The organism is Cryobacterium sp. Y29 (assembly GCF_002929825.1).
In the GTDB taxonomy this organism is placed as follows: domain Bacteria; phylum Actinomycetota; class Actinomycetes; order Actinomycetales; family Microbacteriaceae; genus Cryobacterium.
The window spans coordinates 162,821-171,986 of sequence record NZ_PJJN01000028.1 but is presented as its reverse complement, the minus strand read 5'-3'; the positions used below and the strand labels follow the sequence as shown (position 1 = coordinate 171,986).

The 9,166-nt window shown below is 62.0% G+C and carries 8 protein-coding genes and 1 pseudogene; 1 reads left to right on the top strand and 8 read right to left on the bottom strand.

From position 1 onward, the window contains the following. Positions 1-388 precede the first annotated feature (388 nt). A complete protein-coding gene (locus tag CXY74_RS05045) occupies positions 389-3,589 on the bottom strand; it encodes a VWA domain-containing protein (protein ID WP_158252298.1) in 3,201 nt (1,066 codons plus the stop codon). A gap of 432 nt (positions 3,590-4,021) precedes the next feature. Continuing rightward, a complete protein-coding gene (locus CXY74_RS17270; RefSeq protein WP_146070058.1) occupies positions 4,022-4,465 on the bottom strand; it encodes a hypothetical protein in 444 nt (147 codons plus the stop codon). 333 nt (positions 4,466-4,798) lie between these two features. Here CXY74_RS17270 and CXY74_RS05025 point away from each other — a divergent pair, with 333 nt between their 5' ends. After that, on the top strand, positions 4,799-5,044 hold the full coding sequence (locus CXY74_RS05025) for a hypothetical protein (protein WP_104199407.1): 246 nt from the start codon (positions 4,799-4,801) through the stop codon (positions 5,042-5,044). Here CXY74_RS05025 and CXY74_RS05020 read toward each other — a convergent pair. The 6 genes and pseudogenes from CXY74_RS05020 to CXY74_RS04995 form a co-directional block, all read right to left on the bottom strand. Next, positions 5,031-5,333 (bottom strand): annotated as a pseudogene (locus CXY74_RS05020) (transposase); the annotation flags it as partial. The gene CXY74_RS05025 and the pseudogene CXY74_RS05020 sit on opposite strands and share 14 nt — an antisense overlap. A 245-nt stretch (positions 5,334-5,578) precedes the next feature. Then, positions 5,579-6,358 (bottom strand): alpha/beta fold hydrolase, encoded by a 780-nt coding sequence (locus CXY74_RS05015; protein WP_233193222.1) that lies wholly within the window; start codon positions 6,356-6,358, stop codon positions 5,579-5,581. Positions 6,359-6,575: 217 nt separating this feature from the next. Further along, positions 6,576-7,100, bottom strand: coding sequence for a tetratricopeptide repeat protein (locus CXY74_RS05010; RefSeq protein ID WP_104199405.1), 525 nt, complete (start codon positions 7,098-7,100; stop codon positions 6,576-6,578). Positions 7,101-7,204: 104 nt separating this feature from the next. Beyond that, entirely contained in the window at positions 7,205-7,606 is a 402-nt protein-coding gene (locus CXY74_RS18365) for a WYL domain-containing protein (RefSeq protein WP_158252297.1), read from the bottom strand. A gap of 400 nt (positions 7,607-8,006) precedes the next feature. Next, entirely contained in the window at positions 8,007-8,477 is a 471-nt protein-coding gene (locus CXY74_RS05000) for a HEPN domain-containing protein (RefSeq protein WP_104199403.1), read from the bottom strand. Further along, positions 8,474-8,896 carry an ArsR family transcriptional regulator gene (locus tag CXY74_RS04995; RefSeq protein WP_104199402.1) on the bottom strand — a complete coding sequence of 141 codons (423 nt, stop codon included), beginning with the start codon at positions 8,894-8,896 and terminating at the stop codon, positions 8,474-8,476. The genes CXY74_RS05000 and CXY74_RS04995 overlap by 4 nt, the downstream gene beginning before the upstream one ends. Between the last annotated feature and the right edge of the window lie 270 nt (positions 8,897-9,166).

The window sequence follows — 9,166 nt, the reverse complement described above, 5'->3', positions numbered from 1 at the left end:
GAACCGGGCCTGCGCCGGCCCCAAACTCCGCAGGTACGCCTCGTGCAGCTCCGCGACCTTCTCGCGGCTGGCGTTCATGGTGTCCCACATGGACTCAGGCTACCCAAAGGGTGAAGGGGATGCCGAGCCGGCTAAGCCTTTCGAGCAGAGCGACGTCTGGCCCAAGGGTGTTGTTGTTGCTGGTGAAGAAGTGCCATTCGACAGACAAGATCTGACTCGAAGGGTCGTTCGTCATCGCGAAGTCGCGCTCTGCCTGGCTCGCGGCCCGTCCGACGTCTCGTGCTCGACCGTGTTTGATTTCGATCGCGTGCCGTGTTCTTGGGTCCAGAACGTCGTAGTAACGCTTGTCGCCGGTGGCCGTTTGGAACCTGATCTGCGTCGGTAAAGCTCAGGGAGTGTTGGCTCGTAGGAATGTTTCGGCGTCTTTTTCGAGCCGGTATGTGTTCGGTGCTTTCTTGATGTCGTTCGCCGCTTTGACCATGTCGTCGAAGTGTTTGGCGCTGAACATCTTCGAGGCGAGGTGGACGATATCGGCGTCTGGAAGTCCCGCGGTGGTGAGCTTGGTCACCGCTGTCGGTGAGACTTTCCGCAGCAGGTCCATCTTGTCTGCGGTGGATTTGCCGAAGTCTTTCATGGTGGCGCGGAGCGCGGCCCCCGAGGGGATCTCGTCCGCGGCCTTGATGAATTTTTCGGTCTTCTTGATTCCGGCTGCGATGTCGCCGCCGATGGGGATGAGGGCGGCGACGCTGAACGCGGTGGAGATGAAGTCCAGGTTCAGAGCACCGGCGAGGGCATCACGGATGTCACCGATGAAGACCACTCCGCTGGAGATATTTCCGGCGAGGTAGGCGAGGCTTTGTCCCTCGCAGAAGGGGCCCACATTGGTGATGTCTCCGCACAGCGCACCGCGCGAGAATTCGCCGATGTACTCGAGGACGCTCGTCTGGTAGTCGAGGATGAGGGGATCGAATCCCTCGTTGACGTGATCGATCTCCCAGGTGTCGGTGTAACCGTCGACGTCCATGTCGTCGCTGAATGCCTCCGTGCTGTGGGTCTGCGTTTCCTGGGCGTCGTTCAGGCCGTCATGGTCGAGGTCGGCTTTCCACGCCGAGAGTCCTTCCGCCCGCTCGTACAGGTCGCTGAGGGTGTCGCCTTCGGTGTCTGCCCGGGTGGGGTCCGAGAATGCGCCGTAGTACGTTCCCCGGCCGAAGTCGCCGCCGGTCGTGAGCTGCCCGGCTTCTTCGCCGTCGCTGAGTCCGTCGTTGTCGGTGTCTGCGTCGTTCGGATCTGTGTGGATGACGCGTCCACTGCCGTCGCGCCATCCGCTGGTCTCTGCAGTGTCGGCGAGTCCGTCTCCGTCGGCGTCGGGTTCGCCGGTGTCACTGCCGATGCCTGCGAACACGTCGGTAAGCCCGCTCGCGTCGGGCACGTAGTAGAACTTGCCGCCGGTCGAGGTCGCGATCGAGCTCAGCAGGGCGGTGTTGGTCCCGTACCCGAGGCCGACCGTGTAGACGGTGGTGTCGCTGGCCGCGGCTCGAGTCGTGGACGATTCGTCGTAGTAGTCGTCGCCGTCGGTCAGGAACACGATGACCCGTTGGTGTGTGGAGTCGCCGTTAGTGTCGAGTTCGTTCAGGGCCGCGTCCATGCCGGCTGAGAGGTTGGTGCCACCGCTGTCGTCGACCCGGTCGATCGCGGCCTTCACTGCGTCGAAGTCTGTGGTAATCGATTGATACACGGACGCTGAGTAGTCGAAGTCCACCACAGCAGCCTGATCCCCGGTCCGCAGGGAATCGACGAAGGACTTCGAGGCCGTCTTGCGGGCTCCGCCAGGGTCATTCCACGACATCGATCCCGAGGAGTCGAGTGTGAGGACTACGTCGATATTCCCTGACGCATTGCCTCCGCGTGGGGTCGCTATCTCGCTAGCCCAGATGGCGTCGAACTCGTCGACATCGACAATGACGAATTGTGAAGTCGGTGTGGCTGGAGCAGCAGTCGCCAACGTCTGAGAGAAGCGCGAGCCCGAAGCTGCTTCGCCTTCGGGGATCCCGGCTCCGCTATCGAGCTCGGCCCAGTCGGCGGGGCGCGTCTGAGCGGAGCGTTGCGCCGAGATGATCCCGCCATCGGGGGTCTGGACTGTCGCGATTCCCCGCTCAAGGTCGACGGCCTGATCGGCCGGGAACTCGAATGTTTGGGTGTCATTGTTGAACCGGAGTACCGCCAGGTTGGCTCCCGGGTCGAGGTCCGCCGTGTCGAACGGGATCGTGCGTGTGCCCGGCTCCAGCGCCAGGGGGGCATCGATCTCGATCGGCGGGGCTCGCTGGCCCGGCACTTCATTGAGCCGCTCGTCGTCGGAGACGCTCAGGCTCACAGACAGCACGGCCTTGCCGAGTCCTCGGGCTTCATAGTTTGCAGCGGATTCGGCGGCAAGGACATTCTTCGCAAAGCTGTTGTCAGCGTCAGCGATGCCGTTTTCGTCCGAGTCGACGACGGTCGGGTTTGATCCCAGGGTGATTTCCTCGGAATCAGAGAGGCCGTCCAGATCGGTGTCGACCGCGAGTGGGTTGCTCCCTCGCGCGACCTCTTGTCCGTCAGTCAGCGAGTCACCGTCCGTGTCGGGTTCGCCGGCCTTGGTGCCGCGGCCGAGTTCATCCGCCGTCGTCAGCCCATCGGTATCGGGGTCGTCGGCTGCGTCGGAGATCCCGTTCCTATCGGTGTCAGCCTTCGTCGGGTCCGTGATGCTCTGGAGTTCGGCGCTATCCGCAAGACCGTCAGCATCCGTGTCCGCCTTGAGAAGGTCGGTACCAGCCCGGATCTCAATCGCGTCGACGACTCCATCGGCGTCAGTGTCAGCCCATTCTCCGGCCGGATCTGGGCCGCCCGGGTTCACCGTCGTCGAGCAGCCTGCGAAGACGTTGATGCCGGTCCCGCCGCCGCAGGTGTTCTTACCCTTGTCGCCGTTGAGGTTGTCGTTGCCGGGGCCGCCATAGAGAGCGTCGTTTCCGAGCCCACCGAGGAGGGAGTCGTTCCCAAAGCCGCCATACATGCTGTCGGCGCCGTTCTCACCGATCAGCTGGTCAGTGCCCGGCCCGCCGTCGAGAACATCGTCGCCCAGCTTGCCGTTGACAACGTCATTGCCCGCCCCGCTCTGCAGGGTATCGGCGTCATTGCCGCCGTCGACGGTGTCGTCGCCCTCGCCGCCATCAAGCTTGTCTGCACTGTTTCCGCCACTCAGCGTGTCATTGCCGGCCTGACCGAAGAGAACATCCTGCTCGTTCTCGCCAACGAGAACGTCATCTCCGTCACCGCCGGAGAGGACATCGCTGCCACCGCCACCGTAGAGCGTGTCGTTTCCACCACCACCGTCGATCGTGTCGGATCCGTTGCCGCCGCAGATGACGTCGTCACTGCTGGTGCCACGGAGAACATCATTGCCAGCGGTCCCCGTGATCGTGCACGACAAAGCGAAGGCCGGGGCGGTCACGGCAGGAAGCGCCGTGGCCACCAGCGCCAGACCGGTTGCGATGGCGATCAGCCTCATGAGGCGGGAGCCTGGCAGAATCGGGGTCGTGAATGGTCTGGTCTTCATCGGGCGTCCGTCTCTGCGTGATGTTGCCCAGCAAGTGCAGTTGTCAATCCGACGCAAAGCTGTCGGTGCGCGCTCACCTCTGAACACCCCCACGTTCGGGAAATCCATGTGTGAGGATGGATGAGGTACGTCTCATGGCACTCGTGTACGCGAGACGGTCGAGTGGCTGGAGATCCCGTCCATGTTCCGCACGGGAACCCTGTCCGGGACCGGATCGTCGGCGCCGCCTGCCTCTCGCAATGACCGCTGAAGGAGCATGACATGCCGTGATTTCCACCGATTGAGCCGTATGCCACGGGGCGAATGGACGTTTCCAGGAGTTACGGCGCTGTCATTGATGTTTTGAAGTCGTTCATTTCGTCGATTGCGTCGGTGAGTGAAAGACCGGACATTTACGTGCCCCTCTGAACGGGGAGGCGAAGGCTCCGTTTCCTAGCCTTCTGTGGCATACCCCAAGCCTCCGAGGGTGAAAATCTGCCCGTCTGCGTCGATACGGACATCCCCTTCAAGGCGCGGTGTGGTTGTGTAGTGGAAGCCGTAGACAAGGACAGCCTCGACGGCAAGCTTCAGAAACTCGCGTTTCTCAGTGTCGTCTGAAAACACGAACGGTTCGATACCCGCGCGCAACTTCGCGCTCCCGCTCGTCCCGAAGGTCTCAAATCGCCTGAGGACGTATTTCTGCCTCGAGTTTGGGTCCGTTTCTTCCTCTTCACTCATATTGAAGGGAATGACACTTTCTCCTCGGACGAGCTGGAAGGCCTCTCCGGGTCGGCGTCCGAGGCCCGAAACTCTTTGAAGCCAGACGCCGCGCTCATGATCGACAACATATAGCCGACCGCGTGTGGCCTTGGACGGCGCATCCTCAATCGTGAACAAGCTTGTCCCTCGTCGTCGCTTCCGCCAAACTCGGCCCTATCGGCAGAGTGAAAACGACAATGACACCGAGTCACTCATAGGTCCAGCCCCCCATCCAGGGTGGCGCAGTGGTCGAGGAGTTACGGGGCTCCGCTTATGACGGCACCCTTCTTTCCAGTGGCGACGTCCACCTGCACAGTGCCTCGAAACCTAGAGACTGCCCATGGGTTTCGAGGCAGTTAGGTTACGAGACACTGCTGAAGCACCGTGCGGTGTGAGTCGCAGCGGGAACCTTCACCGGGACACTCGGCGACATAGTTCCTGCCTGAGGCACGGGTCCGTTTTGATGGCCTTATGGCAATCTTCTTCTTTGACGGTGACCAGACGCTGTGGGATTTCCAGGCGATGATGAGGCGGGCCCTGACAGCCACGATCGGAGAGCTTCGCAGGCTTCGGTATGGGACCGGAGGAGATATGAGCGTCGAGGCGTTCGTCGCCGACAGGGAGGTCGTCGCGGAACGGTTGCGGGGCCAAGTGAGCAACCTAGAGCAGGTGCGGTTCGAGGTCTTCAAGAAGAGCCTCGCCCGCGGGGAAGGTTAGTGCCATGCTGGTGGGCGCGGTTGACCGTGGAATCCACCGACACCTCCCAATTGATCAGCCCGGCGGCGTCCGCCCGGGCCAGCAGCGAAGCAAGGGCCTTGTCCCAGGTCCCGTCGGCACTGTAGCGGCGGTGGCGTTTCCGGACCGTCTGCCACGGCCCGAAGTGCGGCGGCAGGTCCCGCCACGGGATGCTGGCCCGATACCGGTAGATGATCCCCTCCGTCATAAGACGGTGATCCTTGAACGAACGGCCCAACTTCCCCGCCGATTCAGGCATCACCGGGGCAATCTGCTTTCACTGGGCATCCGACAACACGGCGCAACGAGAGCTCACTCCTCCATCCTGCCGATGAACAGCCCATCATTGGGAGAAACGCCCTAGCGGTCACGGTCCAGGTGAAGCCGGTTCCCCAATTCGGAACCGGCGACGTCGATGCCTCCCGAGACCGGGGCATCATCCCCAGCCGTCGCCGGTTCCACCTTTCTGAAGCCAACTCAGCCGGAGGTGGCTCCGCCCGGGCGCTCAACCGCAGCTCAGCCGGTGCTATCGAGAATTAGGCGCGCCGCTTCCGTTGGTTGGTCCCAGTGCGGGAAGTGACCGCAGTTTTCGAACCAGTGCAGCGTTGCATCCGGGAACAGCTCCGTGGCCCGCGCCGCCTCACTGGGAGCGGTGACCTTGTCCTTCCGCCCCCATCCAATGACCATTTTGCCCTTGAGTGAACCGGCCGGTGCGCCTTCCTGGCGGGGTCCGTGAATCAGCGCGTTGAGGGACGGGTCCAGGCTGGTCGATGTCTTGAACCCGCGAAGCTCGTGCAGGACCAGATCCTGTGGCAGCTTCCAGGGGTGGGCGGAGAACTGTGCAAACAGGGCCGTGCGACCCACAGGGTTGCCCGTGAGGAAGGGGAGCGCCGGTTGGATGCGGCGCACCAGTGCGACGGATGCCTTGATGCTTGTACCAAAGATCGCTGCCTGGCGGTCATTCCAGAATCCACCAGGGTCCAGTGCGACCGTGGTGCCAGCGTGCCCTCGGCGTGCCATTTCCATTACCATCCGGGCGCCCATGGAGCTGCCTACCAGATCAAGGTCACCCAGTTCCGCGTCGCGGATAAAGGCTTCGACGGAATCGGTCAGCGTGGCAATGGTGGTTTCGCCGGTCAGCGGCGCGGATTCGCCGCAGCCGGGGAGGTCGACGGCGATGACATCGCGTTCAGCGGCCAGCGCCGGGATTACCGGGTCCCAGTTGCCAATACTGGAACCGAGCCCATGGATCAGCAGGAGTGGCTTACCGGAGCCTTGCCGGGTTGAGTGCAACATGACTTCACTGTAGGCGCAGTGCAACATATCTGGCCAGAAGTTATCTGGACAGAGGCCCGACGGCACAGCGATACGCCGTTAGGCAGCGCATCCAACGCTCAATCGCAGCCTAGGTAGGCAGTCCCATCGATCCGCAAGAGGGACGCTCAGCGCGCCGGATCTGAGGCCGCCCCGACCACGTGCTGAACTTCCCGCTGCTGTGTCACTCAGGAACCCTCTACGAGACGAGGGGCGTCACCCTTGGGGAGGAGTCCGATTCTGTGCTGGGCAGTTCGCCCGCATACCCGCGCAAGGACCTTTGGTAACTCTCCAGGGTTGGCACGAGAGCGAGTAACGCGGTCCGGAGGGCGTCTCCGTAGCGCCCCTCGTCGTACAACGCCAGCGCCAGAAATGCCTGGCGCGCAGGTTCATCAACGGCTGACATCGGCGCCGCTTCAAGCATCGATACCGCTTCTGCCGATTCCCCCACGTTGCGCAGCGTGCTCGCCAATTGAATGAAGACTCGCGTCGCCCGTTCCCCTTCGAGCCCTGCCTCGAGCGCAGCTCGATACAACGGGATCGCTTCAAGCTCCAACCCCAGAGAATCGTATACGCCACCCATCTCGAACATGGCAGCAGCATCACCGGCCGGGCGATCCGCTACGAGTGATCGCATCCTTGATATCGCGTTCTCCGGATCTGACTCGTCGAAATCATGCTCGTAGAAGTCGTCGATCCTCTGGTCCCAAGCCGCATCAATCATAGGTTCAGCCTCCCATAGGATCGATTGAATTCCTCTAACTGCTGCCGCTCGTACCGTCCGCCGTGCCCATATGCGGAACCCCCTACGGGACTCTAGGACCTGCGCTATTTCGCTGCAGACATCCCCGTCTCCTCGCCCGAAGCTATTCGTTTTGCCTCGGTGGCGATGGTGGCAAATGCCGCTCGCAGAGCTGACGGTTCGATGACGGTCAAAGGCCTATCCATCAAGAGCAGCCACCGTGCGATCGCGTTATAGCTGTCCGCGCCCGCCTGGACGATTGACGTGTGGGAGGTTTCCGCGGTGATGGTTCTCCAGGCGGCTGAGATCCAGTGGGCGACCTCAGCGCGGGGAGCGTGCACGCGCACGGTCGCGGTGACCTGCCGGACCGCCGCATTGACTCGGCCCGCAACATAGACATCGAGGTCTTTTGCCGGCGGTGGTCGAGGGCGACTTGAGACTGGCGACCTGCCACCGTGAAGTAGGATTCCGCGCGGACTGGGTCCCACGGAGCGAAGAAGAGCCGGCCGCTTTGCTGAAGGTCGGCAAGAGGCTCCACATCGTTGACGGATAGGAGACGAGTAGTCGCGGGCATTAGAGAAGGCTCCCACACGCGACTCAAATGGGACGTGACCCCGTGGTCACCACGTCCGCAACATCCGCCTGTGGGTAAACCAAGCACCGAACGCACCTCTAGGAGACTTAACCCCTGTATCAACGTAGATATTTGCGTGGTGCCCCACTGGGACTTGAACCCAATTACGGGGCCGATCAGCGCCCGCCTGCGAGCAACTTCCGCTTAAAATCAACGTTTTTTGATCATTTGAGTAGTGCCACAATCACGTCATTTGCCCACGTTTGTGGGCAAAACGTGGGCAACCCGAAGGCACGTTGCGGCCAGTTCGCTGGTCAATAGGTGGGCATCAATTCGATGAGTCGAGTTGCACGATCAACGATCGCTCGAGCTGCGGGAACGGCCTGATCGATGTCGTCGACAGTCGCCGACGGGCGGTCGAGATCGGGGTACTGCGTCGAGTTGCGGAGCCGACGCATCCAGTCGAATTCACGAATTTCAATCTGCCGTGGTGGCTCGAGTTGAGCGATCGCCACTTCAAGCAGAACGGCGTGTGCACCCTCGCCGCGGGCCTTCAACCCCTGATTAACCAGAATGGCCGCGAGAGCGAGGCGTGCCGCATCGTATGTGAGGGTGAACGCGCCGGCAGGATCGAGGTCGCGCAGGGTCACCGCTGCCATGAGGTGCACCTGCGCCTGCGAAAGGTGACGTTCGGCAAGGTCTCGGTTGGCGGCGACCCGCGTGAGGCGGCCTTGCTTGAGAAGCAAGTCGACCTCGGCTCTACCGCGGTCCCAACGGTCGATCATGAGTTTTCCTCCCGAAGTTCAAGGCTCACGATCGGACGCTCGGCTAGGGTGCGCAAGAACGGGTCCGTGCTGGCCGCTTCCCACACAGCCGCGCTTACGATTCGCACGTTCACCTCACGTCCAAGACTGGCGCCCGCGAGGCGTGCTGCCTCGTTGACAGCTCCACGGGGCGGATTGCCGACGAGGAGTACATCGATGTCTGCAGGAGCGTCTCCTGGCTCCCCCGCGCGGCGGGCGGCCCAGGAACCATAGATGAATGCCTGATCAATTCCGGATATGCCCGCCAGATGCTGGGGAATCACGACGGCCGGCCCGTACGTCAGGGCAAGCAGTTCCGCGAGGGGCCGAAAGGCAGGCGCATCAGCGCGCACTCGCACCTCGACGGACTGACCGCGCTTCTCCGTGCTGGCAAGTCCCATCTGGACAATGCGAGAAACTTCCCGGTGAGCGCTTGCATACGGCGACTTAGCGGCACGCGCAAGTTCCGCAATCGTAAATGAACGATCAGCATTCAGAAACAGCCGTGCGAGAATTTCTCCCTGCGCATCTGACCGGAAGAGCGGGCTTAGAGCTGGCGCCTGAATGTTCACATACGCGATAATACTATCGTCTATGTGGATAAACAAGCCCGAGCTATTCACTTCAAGACAACGCGTGATTCACATCAAATCACACCAGTGTTGCGACGA